Raw genomic sequence first — 17,774 nt, forward strand, 5'->3', positions numbered from 1 at the left:
GTGCCATGTCGGTATTTCAATCATCACGGCGGCGTTTATTACAGAGCGCTGCGGGCTTAGGGGTCTGTGCTTTAACCTCTCGAATCTGGGCCAATACTCCCCAAGAAGTGCGGGTGATGACCAGCTACCCGGAGCCAGTCATGTCGTTGTTTGAGGCGGCTTTTGAGCGGGCTTTTCCTCAGTATCGTCTGAATATTGTATGGCGTAGGCCACAGGATGCTTTGGAGCATTTATCCCAACCGGATCAGGGTGGCGTGGATCTGTATTGGGCCGCTTCCCCGCGCACTTTTGAGCGCTTGCGTCAGCTTAAGGCTTGGCAGCCTATTGATGTGAGTTCGATTCCGGTAACTCGTGCTCTGGGGCATCTGCCGCTGGTGGCTGAGGATAATAGCTATCTTGCCACTGAGTTGGCGGGCTATGGATTTGCCTTTGATCCTGCGACCCTAAATGAATTGGGCGTACAGCCGCCCAAGGATTGGCAGGATCTTCTAACTCCCAAATTGGCGGAACGCATTGCGTTGCCTGTGCCCAGTCAGGTGGGTTTTGCTGCTGTATTGGCGGATATTCCCTTGCAAGCCTATGGTTGGGAACAGGGGTGGGCTTTTTGGAGTGAGTTGGCGGGACTGTCCTACCTGATTCAGCGTGGCTCAACCTTTATCACCGACGAGGTGGTGGCCAAGCGAGCGGCCATCGGTTTATCCATCGACTTCTTTGTGACCGGAGCTATTGCAGGTGGCGCGCCCCTTAAATTTGCTTATCCTGAGCACGGCGGTTTAAACCCGGCCCATGTCGCCATTACCCGCAGCGCGCCCAATCAGGAAGGGGCTCAGGCTTTTGTGGCTTTTCTGCTGTCCAATCTGGGACAGCAATTGCTGGAGCATCCTGATGTACACAAGCTGCCGGTACGCCCTGAGGTTTATGCCCAACTCCCCGCTGATTACTTCAACCCCTTCCAAGCGGCGGCACGTACCGGCTGGAGCTACAATCCCACACAAGGCCAGTCGCGTTTGGGGTTGGTCACAGCCTTGTTTGAGCAGACGCTGGTGCAGCCCCACTCGGAACTGAAACAACTCTGGGCTTTGGTGCATCAGCAAGAATCCCAGCAAGGAAAGCGCTTGCATGCAGTCCGCGCCTTGCTGTGCCAGCCGCTAATCCCTGAAGCCGCACTGGAACCTGCGCTGTTGAGTCAGTTCCAGCGCTTAGAAGGTAGCCAACCGCCCACCGCCCACCCATTGGAAGGCCAATGGGCCAGCCAAATGCAGCAGCGTTTGCAACAGGCGCGCCAGCATTTGGAGGCCAAGGCATGAGGTCTTTGGTACTGGCTTTAGTGCTGCTGTGTAGCTCGGCTTGGGTTTTGGCGCAATCTGCGCAATCTATCTGGGGGCCCGCCACAGGGAGGCAAGTGTTTAGCAACCCGCTCCTCGGCTTAACCCCCGATGAGCTGGAGTCTTTTAACCGAGGTCGCAGTCTGTTTCGGCAAGTATGGGTGATTGCGCCTTCGGTTATGGATGCCGATGTGGACGGTCTCGGCCCTCTGTATAACCGTCCGGCCTGTACTTCATGCCATCCGGTGAACAGTCGTGGGTTAGCTCCTGAGTCTGAACAACGGATGCGTGCCATGCTGGTGCGCCTTTCCATTCCGGGGGAAAACGCCCACGGTGGCCCCTTACCCCATCCAGCCTATGGGGATCAGCTCAATGAGGAGGGTATCCCCGGTGTTGCGGGAGAGGGGCGCGCGACCCTGGTATGGCATGAAGAAGCGTTTCAGTTCCCTGATGGTGAACAGGTTGCGTTGCGTCGTCCCGAAATCAAATGGCAAGACATGGCCTATGGATCGGCAGAAGGGATACTCACCTCAGCACGGGTAGGCCCGGCGGTATTTGGGTTGGGTCTGCTGGATGCGGTGTCTGACCAATACTTACAGGACTTAGCCGCTCAGTCTGCTAGCCAAGGGGGAGCAGGGCGGGTGAATCAGGTATGGAGTTCCAAAGCACAAGCGCCCAAGGTGGGGCGCTTTGGCTTTAAGGCCAATACCTCTACCTTGCGCGAACAGATTGCCGCAGCTTTTATTGGGGATATGGGCATTACCTCCAGCCTGCACTCGGAACGGCCTTGTACTTCAGTACAAACCGCTTGTCAGCAAGCCGTTTCCGGCGGGGAGCCGGAACTGAGCGATCAGCAGTTGGATGACCTGAGCTTTTATCTGGCGCATTTGGCGGTACCTGAGCGGCGTCACCCTGAGCATCCCCAAGTGCAACAGGGTGAGCAGTTATTTAATGCCCTAGGCTGCGCGAGCTGTCATCGTCCTCAGCTCCATACGGGAGCACAAGCCCCTTATCCCCGTTTGCGCAACTTAGCTGTTCCCGCCTATACCGACCTACTATTGCACGATATGGGCGAAGGGCTATCCGACGGTCGTCCTGACTACCAAGCCAGCGCGCAGCAGTGGCGAACTGCACCGCTGTGGGGATTGGGTTTGGCGGCGCAGATCAACGCTACGGAGCAATATCTGCACGATGGCCGTGCCCGAAGTTTGACGGAAGCCATTCTCTGGCATGGAGGAGAGGCACAGTCGGCACGGGAGGCTTTTGTGCAATTACCTCCAGAACATCGAGAGGCATTACTGGCTTTTTTACGCTCCCTGTAAGGCAATTGGAGCTGCCAAAATCAACTATGTAAATAATAAAAAGATATTTATAAAACTCTAGTTAGATCATTTAGATTGATCTTACCGGATCACCGGACTGCTTTTGACACCTACCGTAGTCCGGTTGCCTTTTGGAGTAACGGGCACGGCTCATTCCGGTTATACGAGAGTCTTTTTATGTCCCGTTCTGGTACCCGCTTTTGGCCTGTGCTGGCTGTATTCTTGGCCGGTTTGGGCTTATCCAGCTTAAACAGCGTCCAAGCTGAAGAAAGCTTGCGCATTGGCTATCAAAAATCCTCCACGCTGATCAGTCTGTTAAAAACTCAGGGCACACTGGAGCAAGAACTGGCTAAACAGGGAATTAAAGTCAGTTGGCACGAATTCGCCAGCGGTCAGCCACTGTTAGAAGCCTTAAACGTGGGCAATGTGGATCTGTCAGCGGATGTGGCCGATACCGTACCGATATTTGCGCAGGCGGCAGGCGCTAAGCTCACCTATTTTGCTCAGGAAGCGCCATCGCCCAAAGCACAGGGTATTTTGGTACATAAGGATTCCGCGCTTAAAACGCTGGCGGATCTGAAGGGTAAAAAAGTAGCGGTGACTAAAGCCGCTGGCAGTCATTACTTATTAATCGCCGCCTTGACTAAGGCGGGCCTGAAATTTTCTGATATTCAACCGGCTTACCTCACTCCAGCAGATGGCCGTGCCGCCTTTGAAAACCGCAAAGTCGATGCCTGGGTGACTTGGGAGCCCTTCCTCAGCAGTGCCGAGCGCCAATTGGCTACCCGTAGCCTGAGCGAAGGTCATCATTTAGCCGATTATCAGCGCTATTACCTCAGCAGCACTGCGTATGCCAAAGCTTATCCCAAGGTACTGGAAACTGTATTCCAAGCCTTAGTTAAAGCGGGTGATTGGTTGCGCGCCCATCCCAAAGAAGCAGCGCACATTCTGTCTCCTCTGTGGGGCAACTTAGATCCGGCCATCGTCGAGCAAGCCAACAGCCGCCGCAGCTATCAAGTGCGGGTAGTGAAACCGGACAGCCTGAACGAGCAACAAAAGATCGCCGATGCCTTCTTTGCCGAAGGGTTGCTACCAAAAAAAGTCGATGCCCATGACGTACAGCTTTGGAAGCCATCCAAGTAGTTATTTCCTCATTGTTTTTAAGTAGTTGATTTGGGAGAAGTCCACCATGAGTCTGGATATTTTTTGGTTCCTGCCCACCTCAGGCGACACGCGCTACCTCGGAAAATCCTCTTCGGGGCGACCCGCGACCAACGAATACATGCGCCAAATTGCGGTGACTGCGGAAAACTTGGGCTACGACGGCCTGCTGATTCCCACTGGCAGCAGTTGCTTAGATCCTTGGATCACCGCCGCCAGTTTAGTGCCGGTGACGCAGCGGATTAAATTATTGGTGGCTCTGCGTACCACCATCAGCGGCCCCACTGCCGTGGCGCGTCAAGCGGCTACCTTGGATCAGGCGTTAAAAGGCCGCTTGCTGCTGAACGTGGTTCCCGGTGGAGATGCCACTGAGTTTGCTGCCGAAGGTGTGTTTTTAGACCACGATCAGCGCTATGAACTGGCCGATGAGTTTTTAACCGTCTGGCGCTCCCTGTTTAAAGGCGAGCCGGTGGATTTCAAAGGGGAATACGTGCACGTGGAAGGGGCAAAAAATTACCTTCCCGCCGTGCAAAGTCCTTATCCGCCGCTGTATTTCGGCGGTTCTTCCCCAGTGGCCCACGAATTGGCGGCCAAGCATGTGGATGCCTATTTGACCTGGGGCGAGCCCCCAGCGGCGGTGGCGGAAAAAATCGCCGATGTACGCCAACGCGCGGCTAAGTACGGGCGCACGGTGCGCTTTGGCGTGCGTCTGCATGTGATCGTGCGCGAAACCAACGAAGAGGCGTGGGCCGCAGCGGATCGCCTGATCAGCCATCTGGACGATGACACCATTGCCAAGGCTCAAGCCAACTACGCCAGTATGGATTCGGAAGGCCAACGCCGCATGACCGCCCTGCACGGTGGCCAGCGCGATAAGCTGGAAGTCAGCCCCAACCTGTGGGCCGGTGTTGGTCTGGTGCGCGGCGGGGCCGGAACCGCTCTGGTGGGCGACCCTGAAACCGTAGCCGCACGTTTGAAAGAATATGCTGATTTGGGCGTGGACAGCTTTGTGCTCTCCGGTTATCCGCATCTGGAAGAGGCGGTGCGCTTTGCCGAATTGGTGTTCCCACTGTTGCCGGGTAAAAAGCCCATCACCTTGGCCGATCAGGTATTGACTGGCGGAGCCTTTGACGTGCGTGCTACCCACGAAGAAGACAAGGCCGCAGGAGCTGCCGCATGAAGGTCATTGACCTGCGCTGTCGTCCGGCCTATCTGCACGACTTTTTTGGCGCGACTCCAGGCACAGCGGAGTACGCCACCGCTCGCTGGCTGAATCGACGGGTGGGGACGCGGGGTGATGATCAGCACTTTGCCCGCTCCCTAACCCCAGAAGGTTTTTTGGCTGAGGTGCGGGAAGCCGGCCTCAGCAAAGCCGTGGTGGTGGGGCGGCACACACCGAGCCAGCATCTGCCCAATGATCAGATCCATCAGATTGTGCATGGCCAACAGGAGTTGCTTGGGATTGGCAGCGTTGAGCCGGTATTGCAAGGCCTCGACGGCGCGATTGCTGAGGCTGATCGCGCCATTGATCAGTTGGGATTATCAGGTATTGATCTGGAGCCCGGTTTTGCCGAGCCCGCCCGTCATCCGGATGATCCGCTGTATTTCCCACTGTACGAGCATTTGCAGGCGCGCAAGATTCCGCTGTTTTTGATGTCTGGCCCCACCACGCCTGATCCGAGCTTTAACGATCCCAGACGCTTGGCAGCAGTGGCGCGGGCTTTTCCACAGTTGCGGATTGTTGTCTATCACGGTTATTGGCCGCAGGTGCAGGAGGCGTTGGGCGTGGCTTTCCGCTACGAAAACATCTCTCTGGTGCCGGATATGTATTTATTTTTGCCGGGCAGTGAAGCCTTTGTCAGCGCTGCCAATGGCTTTTTGGCCGATCAACTGCTGTTTGGTTCGTCCTATACCTTCCGTCCGATCCGCCAGTCGATCGAAGATTTTTTAGCCTTGGGCTTTAACGAGTTGGTACTGGACAAAGTGTTATACGGTAACGCGGCCCGCCTGTTTGGGCTGTAGCGATCTGAATCTATTGAGGATTGATGATGAGCACTCCGCGCCTTGAACGTCTGCGGGATTTTGTCCGTGGACTGTCTTCTGTGATTGAACAGCATCCCGGCGATGAAGCAGCGGTATTAAAGGCCGGAAAGCCTCTGCTGCATGAGCTGGTCAAACAGGATGACTGGTTGCCCGAAGCCTTTGCCCAACCCCATCCTGAGCACTATCAGCAATACCTGCTGCATGCCGATGCTCAGTCGCGCTTTTCGGTGGTGGCCTTTGTATGGGGGCCGGGTCAGTGCACGCCGGTTCATGACCACCGGGTCTGGGGCATGATTGGCATGCTACGCGGCAAAGAGCTGGCGCAAAACTTCGCCCTAACTCCGAAAGGTCTGCAAGCCGAAGGCGCTCCCGCCACGCTGGAGCCGGGACAGGTGGAAGCAGTTTCCCCCACCATCGGTGATATTCATCAGGTGGCCAACGCCTACCCAGATCAGGTGTCCATCAGCATCCATGTGTACGGCGGCAACATTGGGGCGGTGAAGCGAGCGGTATTCCAGCTCGATGGCACTGAAAAACAGTTTATCTCCGGCTATTCCAATGACGTACTGCCCAACATTTGGGATCTGTCCCGCGAGGTGAGCGCATGAGCCGTCTGCCCAGCCGTAGCTTTGCTGAAATCAAAAAAGCCCTCTTGGCCAAAGAAGAAGTGGCTCTGGTGGATGTACGCGAAGAAGCGCCCTTTGCCGAAAGCCATCCGCTGTTTGCCGTCAATATTTCCCTATCACGCTTGGATATTGAGGTTTATGCGCGCATCCCACGCCGAGATACCGCCATTACGGTGTACGACAACGGTGAAGGTCTAGCCCAGCGTGCCGCTGAACGTTTGTTGCAACTGGGCTATACAGATGTAGCTCTGTTGGAAGGCGGCTTAGAGGGTTGGCGTAACGCCGGGGGTGAGCTGTTTATCGACGTGAATGTGCCCAGCAAAGCCTTTGGTGAGCTGGTGGAAAGTGAGCGCCACACGCCCTCTCTAGCTGCCGAGGAAGTCAAAGCCCTGCTAGATGCCAAAGCCGATGTGGTGGTATTGGATGCCCGCCGTTTCGACGAATACCAAACCATGAGCATTCCCAGTGGCATCAGCGTACCGGGCGCGGAATTGGTGTTACGGGTTAGAGCCTTAGCGCCGAACCCAAAAACCCAAGTCATCGTCAACTGTGCCGGTCGGACGCGCAGCATCATCGGTACTCAATCGCTGGTGAATGCGGGCATTCCTAACCCCGTGGCCGCACTGCGTAATGGCACCATCGGTTGGACGTTGGCTGGCCAAAAGCTGGAGCAAGGTCAGTCGCGCCGTTTTACCGAGGTGACGGCGGAGCAACAACAGATCGCCGCTCAGTCGGCCCGTGCGGTGGCGGATAAAGCCGGAGTGGGACGCGCCACCTTGGAGCAGCTCAGCCAATGGCAAGCTGAACCCAAGCGCACCACCTACCTGTTTGACGTGCGCACGCCTGAAGAATACGAAGCCGGTCATCTGCCCGGTGCGCGCTCGGTGCCCGGTGGCCAGTTGGTACAGGAAACCGACCATGTAGCCAGCGTGCGCGGTGCCCGCATTGTGTTGGCTGATACTGAGGGCGTGCGCGCCAATATGAGCGCTTCCTGGCTGGCTCAGATGGGTTGGGAGGTTTGGGTTCTGGATGGCCTTAGCTCAGCTCAGTTAACCGAGCAGGGCCCTTGGTCGATTCCAGTGCCTCTAGCGCCTTCCAGCATTGATATCAGCCTCAGTACCTTGCAAGGCTGGTTGGCTGAAGGCAACACCCAAGTATTGGATTTCACTACCAGCGCCAATTACGTTAAACAGCATATTCCCGGTGCTTGGTGGGTATTGGGGGCGCAATTGGCCGCCGCTTTGGAAGTCATTCCTCCCGCCGAGCGCTATGTGCTGACCTGCGGCAGCAGCCTGTTGGCCCGTTATGCGGTGGAAGAAGTGCGCGAGCTGACCGGAAAACCCATCTTCGTGTTGGCTGGCGGCACGAGCGCTTGGCTGAAAGCGGGCTTGCCGGTAGAACAGGGCGAAACCGCTTTAGCGGTGCCGCGTACCGACCGTTATCGCCGTCCTTACGAGGGCACTGATAACCCCCGCGAGGCCATGCAAGCCTATTTAGATTGGGAGTTTGGATTGATCGCCCAACTAGGCCGCGACGGAACCCACGGCTTTAGGGTGATATGACCTCCGAAGAATGATTTGCTTATAACTTTTGATAGGGTGTGGTGCTAGAACAGGTTTAGCGATTTAGAAATATTATGTTGCGTTATTTTGTCACGGTATGTAATGGTTTCGTCATAACTCTGTGAACGTCCGTGAGCATTGCTGTGAACGCTAAACCTGATGAGTCCCCTATAAGTATCTACCGTTATCCCGGCTTTCTACCCTTTATTGCAGCACGTTTGATGAGTGTCTGTGCCCTGCAAATCCAGGCAGTGGTGGTGGCGTGGCAAGTCTATGACATGACCCGCGACCCACTGTCCTTGGCCTTTGTGGGGCTGGCGCAGTTTATCCCTATGCTGTTGCTGCTGTTACCGGCGGGGGATTTACTGGATCGCTACGACCGCAAACTGATCTTGGCCCTCAGTTGGCTGGTCGAGGGTGCGTGCAGTGCCGCTTTGCTGATCCTATCGTTGCAAAGTACCCCCTCCATTGAGGTTATTTACGCGGTGCTAGCTGTGTTTGGTTGCGCCCGAGCTTTTACTGGGCCGGCTCAATCCAGTTTGTTGCCTCAAGTAGTGCCCCGTGAGCGTTTAGCCGCCGCCATTGCGGCTAATAGCATGCTGGTGCGGGGAGCCACCATTACCGGGCCTTTATTGGGCGGTGCCCTCTATGCGTGGGGCGGCGGTGTACTGACCTATGGGCTGTGCATGCTGGGCTTTGCATTGGGCTTTGTGCTCTTGGCGTGGGTTCCGGTACGGCCTGCAGAGGCTCCTGCGGGGCCGGTTAGCACTTCGCCTTGGATACGTTTTACCGCTGGGATTGAGTTTATTCGCTCACGTCCCATCGTATTAGGCAGTATTTCGTTGGATCTATTTGCGGTATTGCTGGGCGGTGTAGTGGCTTTGTTGCCGATCTACGCGCAGGAGATTCTTAACGTCGGCCCCACCGGATTAGGTGCTTTACGCAGTGCGATGGCCATCGGTGAGGTGGGCATGGGGCTGTATTTAAGCCTGTATCCCTTCAATAAAAATGTGGGGCGGGTGCTATTTGCTTCGGTGGCCGTGTTCGGCGTGGCGAACTTGGTGTTTTCCTTATCGACGCTGTTCTGGGTGTCTTGGTTTGCCCTGTTGGTGGCGGGGGCGGCGGATATGGTCAGCATGTACATCCGTTCTTCGCTGGTGCAGTTCTCCACCCCAGACGATATGCGAGGCCGCGTCAATGCGGTGAATATGCTGTTTATTGGTTCTTCCAACGAGCTGGGCGAGTTCCGCGCCGGCAGCAGCGCTGCTTTAGTGGGCGTTGTACCCGCAGCAGTATTGGGCAGCTTGTGTACCCTAGGCGTGGTGGGTGTCTGGATGCGTCACTTTGTGGATTTGCGCGAGGTGAAGCGCTTTGAGGAGGCGACGACCGTGCGAGAAGAGCCGATCGCGACTCAGGGGAAATTAGCTTAACGGGTGCGATGGAATCTTGAGGCTCCTGCCAAGATTTAGACAGGAGCCCCAACATTATCCCTTACTTCTTAGCGTCTTCAGCAGACAGCTCAGTGAACAGGGTTTGGATTTCAGCGTAGGCCGCTTTCGCCTGCTCTGGCGTGTGGTACGCAGGTAAAATACCTAACTTCTGCATATCTTTTTGGAAAGCAGGACTAGCCGTTACGGTGCGGGCCACTTCGTCCCAGCGGTTGATCACTTCTTGTGGCGTGTTCTCGCTGAAGAACAGTGACCACTTATAGGCCGGGAAGGTGAAGTCCACGCCTTGCTCTTTATAGGTAGGAACCTCAGCCGCGTTGTTTGCGCGGGTAGCGCCGGCTTGACCTAAGAGCACGAAGTCACCGGACTTGATGTAGTCCTGAGCGCCGAAATACACCCGAGGCATCAGATCCACAAAGCCGCTGAGCAGTGCTGTTACCTTGGCCGAGTCACCGCCCACATCAATCAGATTGAACTTGATGCCTTGCTCTTGTTGCAGCTTGAGCAGCATAAAATAGGTGACACCACCAAACTCGGTGGCGGCTTTAAGGCGACCAGGCTCCGCTTTGGTTTTAGCGATCAAATCCTGAATGGTCTTAATGCTGGACTTGCTGGATACGAACAGCCCCATCGAAGGATCTTCAGCAATCATGGGGCCGGGTTTAAAGGCATCGTAGGAGTAGGGCGCCACCTTGGTTAGATAGGTGGTGATCAGACCCTGATGGGTATAGAGCACCTTGTAGCCGTCGGATTTATCCTCGCGTACCGTGCGTGAACCGTTGTAACCCGCTGCACCATTGATGTTCACAATAACTACGGGCTTACCCAGCAGTTTTTGCGCGTGCTTGGCAAAGGTACGAGCACTGAGGTCAGTACCACCACCGGCTCCCACCGGAACAATCAATTCAATGGCTTTGGTTGGGTAGTCTGCGGCCTGTACCGTCAGCATACTTTGAAAAGCCAATCCGAGAAGTGCTAAGGAGCTGAGTAGCAGGGTTTTCTTTTGCATGGAGCCTTCATCCTTCTTGTTATATGTGCAGCAAATCACACCCGTCCCTGAATGAGACGGGCATGGAATTTAAGCCGGTTTTAGGGCTGTAGAACGGCGATGCTGGGTATAGGCACTGAACAAAGGAACCACTAGAGCCAGAACCGCAACGACCAAGAATGTCAGCGCAATGGGGCGTTCCAAGAACCCTAGGAAGTTGCCTTCAGTGAGCATCAAGCCGCGACGCAGGTTGGTTTCAACCAGTGGGCCCAAGATAAAACCCAAGATTGCCGGCGCAATGGGCAGGCCCCCTTTAACCATCAGATAACCGATGACTCCGAACAGCAGAATGCACCAGACGTTGAATACCTGACTGTTGACCGAAAAGGCACCTACGGTACAGAGCACGATGATGACCGGCATCAGTAGGTATTTCGGGATTTTCAGCAGTTTGACGTAGATACGCAGGCCGAAGAATTCCAACATCAACATGATGACGTTAGCGACTAAGCAGGCGGCGAAGATGCCGTATACAAAGTCAGCGTTGGTTTTAAACAGCAATGGGCCGGGGGTTAAACCGTGAATCATAAAGCCGCCCAGCATCATGGCGGTTACACCATCGCCCGGAATACCCAAGGCCAGCAGGGGAACCAACGCGCCGCCGATGGTTGCATTATTTGCGGTTTCTGAGGCGACGATGCCGTCAGGAATGCCGGTGCCGAATTTTTCGGGGTGTTTAGACTGCTTTTTAGCCGCGATGTAAGCCAAGATCCCCGAGGTACTACCACCGATACCGGGCAGGATGCCGATGAAAATACCAATTAGGCTGGAGCGTAGTAGATTCCATTTCTGGGCCAAAAACTCTGCCATGCTAAAGCCAAAGCCACGGATTTTTTGCAGCGCAATGACCTTGGCATTGCCATCGCTGAGGGTACGTTCTACGCCTTGCAGTACTTCAGTGACGGCAAAGAGTCCGATCAACACCGCCAGCAAGTCAAAGCCAGAGCTGAGGGAGTCAATACTCAGGGTGAAGCGGGCAGAGCCATCAATGGGAGCCAAACCAACGGTAGAGAACATCAAACCCAGCATCCCACTGAGCAAGCCCTTAATCATGGAGCCCGATGACAGGGCTGCAATCATGGTTAAGGCAAATATACTGACCGCGAAGTATTCAATGGGGGAAAACTTCAGGGTGAGCTGCGCTAACGGCGGTGCAATAAAAATCAAGGCGATAAAGGACAGCAATCCGCCGAGGAACGAGAACACAATCCCTAGTCCCAAAGCTTTAGCTGCTTCACCTCTAGCCGCCATAGGTGCGCCATCAAAACAGGTGGAAATTGAAGACGGCGTGCCCGGAATATTGAGCAAAATCGCCGAGATCAGGCCACCGGAAATAGCTCCGATATACAAAGACACCAGCAGCGTCATACCCGCTTCTGGGCCCATGCTAAAGGTCATCGGCAAAAACAGAGCAATAGCCATCGCGGCAGAAAGCCCCGGAATAGAGCCGAAAATAATGCCGACTCCCACTCCTAGGAACATCAGTCCCAAGGAAGCAGGCTGGATGACGTTGATAAAAGCTTGGGCAAATACATCCATCATGATCTGTTTTCCCCTTAATCCAGCAGGCCTTGAGGCAGCATCACGTCAAAGATATTGACGAAGAAGCTGTTGATGGCAATGGCGGCCACAATGGAGGTTAAGGCGTAACGAAACTGAGCCTTGGCATCTCGCCGATCAGCAGGTGCACTGATGTTAAATTGCAGGAATAAATAGGTCGCAGAGGCCAAGATAAAGCCTACAGGCTCCAGAGCGTAGATATAGGCAAACAATAACGCTACGGTGCCTACTACGGGCAAGTAGCGGGTTTTAGCACTCAGCTCTTTTGCGGTGTCAGCATCGGATTCAGCAGGCTTTTGGGGTTTAGCCTCCGTCTGGCGCAGGGCTAAGTAACTGCTGGCAATCAGCATCAGACTCAGTAGGCCGGAAACCAGTGCAATCAAGTGAGGGATAAAATAATTGCCTATATCCCCTGGAATTTCAGATTTTGGGGTCTGAAAAGATAACAAGTAATAACCAATAGATCCTGTGAGAAAAATAACTCCCACTATCAGATCCCGATATCTATGTACGTTCATGGTAATTCCCCGTATCGGGTTTTTTATTGTTGATACATCTAAGAAAGCGAGTTATTGATGTCTTTTTTATCCACCGGAGTAACGAACAAAAGCAAACGTTTTACCACTGGCCTAGATAGTGAGATAAGACATCATATAATTGCAACTAACAAGTTAGTCTTAATTCAAATCTGTAAAAGCTTATGTAAGGCGGCGATGAACTAGGGTGCTGCGATCAGCCGCTTCAGCAGCACTATGTCGGCGAGGGATAGCACTGCCTACTGAAGGGCCTACTGAAGGGCTGTGCTTAGCCGATAGCGCTGTCGCTGGACTCGCCGTTGACTAAGCGACGAATACCCAGAGGGTTGGCGTTTTTCAGTGCCTCAGGCAGCAAAGCATCGGGGTAGTTCTGGTAACACACAGGACGCAGGAAGCGATCAATGGCCAGCGTACCCACTGAAGTACCACGCGCATCGGACGTAGCGGGGTATGGGCCGCCGTGTACCATGGCGTCGCACACTTCTACGCCAGTGGGGTAGCCGTTGATCAGCAGTCGACCGGCTTTTTGCTCCAGCAGACTCACCAGAGCGGCAGCGGCGCTGCCTTCCAGATCCGCAGGCTCAGAAATCAGCGTCGCGGTCAGTTGACCTTGCAACGCCGACAGAGCGGCCATCAGTTGCTTGGCATCCTCAACCTCAATGATGATGGTCGTGGGGCCAAAGACTTCTTCTTGCAGCAGGTGATCGTCGTCCAACAGCAAGCTGACATCGGCTTGGAACAGTTGTGGCTGGGCTTGGTTGCCTTCTTGAGCTTTGCCTGCCAGATGACGTACGCCCGGGCCCGGATGCGCCAGTAGGTGGCTAACGCCTCCGGTGTAGCTGCGCAAGGTGCCGGCATTGAGCATGGTTTGAGGCGCTTGCGCTGCCATGGCTTCGGTGAAGGCGCGCACGAAAGCAGAGAAGGCATCAGAGCGTTGGCCGATGATCAGGCCGGGATTGGTGCAGAACTGGCCGCAACCCATAGTTACAGAGCCGGCCAATTCGGTAGCGATTTGCACGCCACGTTTTTTCAAGGCTTCAGGCAGCAGAATTACTGGGTTGATGCTGGACATTTCAGCAAAAACCGGAATCGGCTGTGGGCGGGCGGCGGCCATATCACAGAGGGCGCGTCCACCCTTCAGGGAGCCAGTAAAGCCAACGGCTTGAATCGCAGGATGCTTGACTAAGGCTTCACCCACGCCGTTGCCGTACACCATGTTGAACACACCGGCAGGCATGTTAGTTTTTTCCGCCGCACGGATAATGGCATCGGCGACGCACTCAGCAGTAGCCATGTGGCCGCTGTGGGCTTTGAAGACTACAGGGCAACCGGCAGCCAGAGCAGCCGCAGTGTCACCACCAGCGGTTGAGAAAGCCAGAGGGAAGTTGCTGGCACCGAATACTGCTACAGGGCCGACGCCGATGCGGTATTGACGCAGATCGACACGCGGCATGGGTTTGCGATCGGGCAGAGCCAGATCAATGCGCGCGCCGTAGAAATCCCCCCGCCGTAGCACTTGGGCAAACAGGCGCATTTGGTTGCTGGTACGACCACGCTCGCCTTGGATACGGGCAGCCGGCAGAGCGGTTTCCTGAGTCACTACGGCTACGAAGTCATCGCCTAGGGCGTCGATTTCGTTGGCAATGGCATCTAAAAACTCAGCCCGCCGCGCTGCCGACAGTTGGCGGAAAGCAGGATAGGCTGTGGCTGCGGCTTCAGCAGCGGCAGACACCTCAGCCTCGGTAGCCTGACTGAACTGGTAGGGCAAGGCTTGTCCTGTGCTGGCATCGGTGCTTTGAATTCGGATGTTGCCAGAAGCTGAGCGCTGACCGCCGATGTACTGATGGCCGATAATGTGAAGCATAAAGTCGTCCTCAAATGGGCAGGCCGGTGTTGCTGGCCTTAGGTGATGAGCGTCTACCTTGAGTAGACACTTAACGTAAGTTATCGTATGAGTAAGCTTAGAGCAAAGGAATGCTGTAATTCACTACTAAGCGGTTTTCGTCTCGATCGCGAGCGTCGTTACCGCGCCAAGCCGCATTCATCCAAGTAAGACCAACACCCTTCAACATGCCGCTTTGCAGGGTATAGTCCACACGGAAGTTACGTTCCCATTCACGTCGATCACTGCCCACAGCATCAATATCATCACCGCTGAAGTACACCAGCTTGGTTTTCAGGCCGGGGATACCTAGGGCCGCAAAGTCATAGCTGTGGCCTAAAACCCAGGTCTCTTCCCCTGCGCTGTTGAATTTACCCAGTTGGGCATTGGTGATCAGGTGCAGGGACAGACCTGAGCCCAAGTTAATGCTGGGGAAGTCACTGTTGCCCGTAACCTTCTGATAACCGGCACTGAAGGCATGCCCACCTAGGTTATAGGTGAACATGGCGCTCCATAGGTTGTTATCCACCTCGCCGCTGCTACCCGGTGCACCGCTGCTGCGATAACCCCGAGCACGACCGGAGGCGCTGGAGTTTTCGCCGTCGGAGTCACTGTAGAAATAGCGCAGATCCGTAGTTAGGGAGCCCACGGGTAGTTGGTGCTTGTGGGTTAGACCGAAGAAGTGCTGTTTGTAAAAGTCGCGCAGATTACCGTAGTAGTATTGCAGCAACAGATCTTTGTTGAACTTGTAGTCTGCGCCACCGTAGTAGAACTCGTTGCTGTAGCGGGCATTAGGGCCGCTGTTGGCCCCCGCAATGGACAGACCGTCGCCGTCGCTGGAGTTACGCTCAATGGATTGTTCCAGTTTACCGGCGATGAAGCTGATGTCGGTGAGTTCTTTGGAGGTGACTTGAGCTCCACGGAACATTTGTGGCATCAAGCGACCATCGTTGGAAATCAGTACCGGAATTTTCGGCATCAGAGTACCGATTTCAGCCACTGTTTTGGAAAAGCGAATTTTCCCTGTGATACCCAGTCGCCCAAAATCGCGTTTGGCTTTTCCGTTGCTTTCTAAAGGGAACATAGTGCCCGGTGTCCGGTCGATACCGGCTTTGCCTGAGCGTCCACCACTGTCCAAACGAATGGCGTGTTGCGCGTAAACGTCTAACCCAAAACCGACGACCCCTTCAGTAAAGCCGGATTTGTAGTCGAGGAAGAAGGCTTGGCCCCATTCTTCCGAGCGCGGGGTATTGGTGGTGCGCTCATTGCGGCTGTCTTGGTTGATGTAGAAGTTCTTCAGCCGTAACGTAGCCTTACTGTCTTCAAAAAATGCGGCTTGGCTGGCCAAGGGGGGAAAGGCCAACAGTGTTCCCAGTAGAGGTATAAAGCCGTACCGGGCCTTAGGGGGTATGGACATTGTTTAAGTCTCCATCGTGGACGTTTTTATTGTTTTATTGCTATGAAGGGGCCGCCACGTCGGCCCTTTCACAAATTTCGCTGCATTTCCTAGCGAGCAAATCAGGTCACAGGTGCGGGGTTAAACAGCACGAGGTCGTTGTGCAGTTTGTGGTATTCGGCCCAAGTCTTTTTGCGGCCGCTGGCGACATCCAGATAAAGTTGGAAAATCTCCCAGCCCATTTCCTCTAAAGACAACTGCCCTGAGGTGATTTTGCCCGCATCCACATCAATCAGATCCGGCCATTGTTCGGCCAACTGAGTGCGCGTGCCGACCTTGATCACCGGCACCATGGCCAAACCGTAAGGCGTGCCGCGTCCGGTGGTGAAGATGTGCAGGTTCATACCGGCGGCCAATTGCAGGGTGCCGCAGATAAAGTCACTGGCCGGAGTGGCGCAGAAGTTCAAGCCCTTGGTTTTAGCGCGCTCGCCCGGAGAAACCACCGCCACGATGGGGCTGGAACCGGATTTGGCAATGGAGCCCATCGCTTTCTCAACGATGTTGTTCAGGCCGCCTTTTTTGTTGCCCGGTGTGGTGTTGGCACTGCGATCCACTACGCCGCGATCCAGATAGCGGTCGTACCAATCCATTTCGCGGATCAGAGCATCCGCCACTTCAGTCGTGGAGGCACGGGGTGTCAGCAGGTGAATACCGTCGCGTACTTCGGTGTTTTCGGAGAACATTACCGTGGCTCCAGCCCGAACCAGCAGGTCAGCGGCATAGCCTAACGCAGGGTTAGCGGTAATGCCGGAGAAGGCATCACTGCCGCCGCACTGCATGCCTAGCACCAAATCGGAAGCGGGGCAGGTTTCGCGTTTGCGCTCATTCAGGACTTTCAGGCGCTCTTCGATCATGGCCAGCACTTGCTTCACAATGCCGGCAAAGCCTTCGCCGGATTCTTGCAGGCGGTACAGCCAGTCTTTTTCCTCTAATCCCTCAGTGAGGGCATCGCCTGGCATCAGTTGTTCGGGTTGGAGTTTTTCGCAGCCAAGGCCAATCACTAAAGGATGACCACCCAAGTTCGGGTTGCGGCTGAGGTTAAACAGGGTGCGAATCGGGATGATGGCATCGGGTGCGTTGATGGCGACCCCACAGCCGTAGCTGTGATTGATGGCAATAATGTCATCCACGTTGGGGTATTTGGGCAGTAACTGTTGACGTGCCAAGGTAACGCAGTGGTTCAGCACACCCGCCACGCATTGTACGGTGGTGCTGATCCCTAAAATATTACGGGTACCGACGCTGCCGTCTGGATTACGGAAACCCTCAAAGGTATAGCCTTCCAGGGGCGTAATTTCCGGAGCGGGGGCGGTAGCCTTAGGCAAATTATCCAAAGTGGGTGCTGAAGGCATACGCAGGTGCTGCTCAGTCACCCAGCTACCCTTGGGAATGTCTTTCAGGGCATAGCCGATCACTTGACCGTAGCGGATCACCTCAGTGCCTTCGGGCAGATCGCACAGGGATACTTTATGGCTTTGCGGAATGCCTTCAACCGCCTCTAGGCCGTCGTCAAAACGACTACCAGCGGCTACCCCTTGGGCGTTAACGACAACACCCACGTTATCGCGCTCGTGCAAGCGGATGTAACGGGGGGAATCACGGTGTTGGATCAGCTCCATGACGTAACCTCTAGGCTTAATAATTATTAAAAGTCTGATGACTAATCACAGAGGTGGGCTCAATACAGCGTCCCTGACCCTTTGTTTTAGTCAAATCAAACCGGGTATTGGGTTATCGAGTGTATGTAGCCAGTGTATAGGCTGGGTAGCCTGATGCGGCTGCAATAGAGCGCAGCAAAGAGGCTG

The 17,774-nt window shown here is 54.9% G+C and carries 14 protein-coding genes; 8 read left to right on the plus strand and 6 right to left on the minus strand.

Annotated features, from left to right (window positions below; genetic code table 11):
* The first annotated feature begins 5 nt into the window (after positions 1–5).
* The 8 genes from LX59_RS10610 (at position 6) to LX59_RS10645 (ending at position 9,469) form a co-directional block, all read left to right on the plus strand.
* Positions 6–1,307 (plus strand): ABC transporter substrate-binding protein, encoded by a 1,302-nt coding sequence (locus LX59_RS10610; RefSeq protein WP_144571837.1) that lies wholly within the window; start codon positions 6–8, stop codon positions 1,305–1,307.
* Positions 1,304–2,647, plus strand: coding sequence for a di-heme oxidoreductase family protein (locus LX59_RS10615; protein ID WP_144571838.1), 1,344 nt, complete (start codon positions 1,304–1,306; stop codon positions 2,645–2,647). The genes LX59_RS10610 and LX59_RS10615 overlap by 4 nt, the downstream gene beginning before the upstream one ends.
* A 177-nt stretch (positions 2,648–2,824) precedes the next feature.
* Positions 2,825–3,790: an aliphatic sulfonate ABC transporter substrate-binding protein gene (locus tag LX59_RS10620; protein WP_144571839.1), complete on the plus strand. Its 966-nt coding sequence runs from the start codon at positions 2,825–2,827 to the stop codon at positions 3,788–3,790.
* A 46-nt stretch (positions 3,791–3,836) separates the two neighbouring features.
* The gene (ssuD, locus tag LX59_RS10625; protein WP_144571840.1) at positions 3,837–4,988 is read left to right on the plus strand and encodes an FMNH2-dependent alkanesulfonate monooxygenase; all 1,152 of its coding nucleotides are present in this window, start codon (positions 3,837–3,839) and stop codon (positions 4,986–4,988) included.
* Positions 4,985–5,830 carry an amidohydrolase family protein gene (locus tag LX59_RS10630; RefSeq protein WP_144571841.1) on the plus strand — a complete coding sequence of 282 codons (846 nt, stop codon included), beginning with the start codon at positions 4,985–4,987 and terminating at the stop codon, positions 5,828–5,830. The genes ssuD and LX59_RS10630 overlap by 4 nt, the downstream gene beginning before the upstream one ends.
* A gap of 26 nt (positions 5,831–5,856) precedes the next feature.
* On the plus strand, positions 5,857–6,459 hold the full coding sequence (locus LX59_RS10635) for a cysteine dioxygenase family protein (protein WP_170234363.1): 603 nt from the start codon (positions 5,857–5,859) through the stop codon (positions 6,457–6,459).
* On the plus strand, positions 6,456–8,039 hold the full coding sequence (locus LX59_RS10640) for a rhodanese-related sulfurtransferase (RefSeq protein WP_144571843.1): 1,584 nt from the start codon (positions 6,456–6,458) through the stop codon (positions 8,037–8,039). Before LX59_RS10635 ends, LX59_RS10640 begins: the two co-directional genes overlap by 4 nt.
* A gap of 131 nt (positions 8,040–8,170) precedes the next feature.
* A complete protein-coding gene (locus tag LX59_RS10645; RefSeq protein WP_144571844.1) occupies positions 8,171–9,469 on the plus strand; it encodes an MFS transporter in 1,299 nt (432 codons plus the stop codon).
* Positions 9,470–9,530: 61 nt separating this feature from the next.
* Here LX59_RS10645 and LX59_RS10650 read toward each other — a convergent pair whose 3' ends face one another.
* From LX59_RS10650 to garD, 6 genes are all read right to left on the minus strand, one after another.
* A complete protein-coding gene (locus LX59_RS10650) occupies positions 9,531–10,496 on the minus strand; it encodes a tripartite tricarboxylate transporter substrate binding protein (RefSeq protein WP_144571845.1) in 966 nt (321 codons plus the stop codon).
* Positions 10,497–10,565: 69 nt separating this feature from the next.
* On the minus strand, positions 10,566–12,077 hold the full coding sequence (locus tag LX59_RS10655) for a tripartite tricarboxylate transporter permease (protein ID WP_144571846.1): 1,512 nt from the start codon (positions 12,075–12,077) through the stop codon (positions 10,566–10,568).
* A gap of 14 nt (positions 12,078–12,091) precedes the next feature.
* Positions 12,092–12,613: a tripartite tricarboxylate transporter TctB family protein gene (locus LX59_RS10660; RefSeq protein ID WP_144571847.1), complete on the minus strand. Its 522-nt coding sequence runs from the start codon at positions 12,611–12,613 to the stop codon at positions 12,092–12,094.
* Between the two features lie 286 nt (positions 12,614–12,899).
* Positions 12,900–14,495, minus strand: coding sequence for an aldehyde dehydrogenase (NADP(+)) (locus LX59_RS10665; RefSeq protein ID WP_144571848.1), 1,596 nt, complete (start codon positions 14,493–14,495; stop codon positions 12,900–12,902).
* Between the two features lie 97 nt (positions 14,496–14,592).
* Positions 14,593–15,930 (minus strand): OprD family porin, encoded by a 1,338-nt coding sequence (locus LX59_RS10670; RefSeq protein WP_144571849.1) that lies wholly within the window; start codon positions 15,928–15,930, stop codon positions 14,593–14,595.
* A gap of 101 nt (positions 15,931–16,031) precedes the next feature.
* A complete protein-coding gene (gene garD / locus LX59_RS10675; protein WP_144571850.1) occupies positions 16,032–17,588 on the minus strand; it encodes a galactarate dehydratase in 1,557 nt (518 codons plus the stop codon).
* Positions 17,589–17,774 lie beyond the last annotated feature (186 nt).

Source organism: Azomonas agilis (assembly GCF_007830255.1).
In the GTDB taxonomy this organism is placed as follows: Bacteria; Pseudomonadota; Gammaproteobacteria; order Pseudomonadales; family Pseudomonadaceae; genus Azomonas; species Azomonas agilis.

Coding starts and splice junctions, on each gene's coding strand:
- LX59_RS10610 (WP_144571837.1), top strand. CDS start 6: ATGTCGGTATTTCAATCATCACGGCGGCGTTTATTACAGAGCGCTGCG.
- LX59_RS10615 (WP_144571838.1), top strand. CDS start 1,304: ATGAGGTCTTTGGTACTGGCTTTAGTGCTGCTGTGTAGCTCGGCTTGG.
- LX59_RS10620 (WP_144571839.1), top strand. CDS start 2,825: ATGTCCCGTTCTGGTACCCGCTTTTGGCCTGTGCTGGCTGTATTCTTG.
- ssuD (WP_144571840.1), top strand. CDS start 3,837: ATGAGTCTGGATATTTTTTGGTTCCTGCCCACCTCAGGCGACACGCGC.
- LX59_RS10630 (WP_144571841.1), top strand. CDS start 4,985: ATGAAGGTCATTGACCTGCGCTGTCGTCCGGCCTATCTGCACGACTTT.
- LX59_RS10635 (WP_170234363.1), top strand. CDS start 5,857: ATGAGCACTCCGCGCCTTGAACGTCTGCGGGATTTTGTCCGTGGACTG.
- LX59_RS10640 (WP_144571843.1), top strand. CDS start 6,456: ATGAGCCGTCTGCCCAGCCGTAGCTTTGCTGAAATCAAAAAAGCCCTC.
- LX59_RS10650 (WP_144571845.1), bottom strand. CDS start 10,496: ATGCAAAAGAAAACCCTGCTACTCAGCTCCTTAGCACTTCTCGGATTG.
- LX59_RS10655 (WP_144571846.1), bottom strand. CDS start 12,077: ATGATGGATGTATTTGCCCAAGCTTTTATCAACGTCATCCAGCCTGCT.
- LX59_RS10660 (WP_144571847.1), bottom strand. CDS start 12,613: ATGAACGTACATAGATATCGGGATCTGATAGTGGGAGTTATTTTTCTC.
- LX59_RS10665 (WP_144571848.1), bottom strand. CDS start 14,495: ATGCTTCACATTATCGGCCATCAGTACATCGGCGGTCAGCGCTCAGCT.
- LX59_RS10670 (WP_144571849.1), bottom strand. CDS start 15,930: ATGTCCATACCCCCTAAGGCCCGGTACGGCTTTATACCTCTACTGGGA.
- garD (WP_144571850.1), bottom strand. CDS start 17,588: ATGGAGCTGATCCAACACCGTGATTCCCCCCGTTACATCCGCTTGCAC.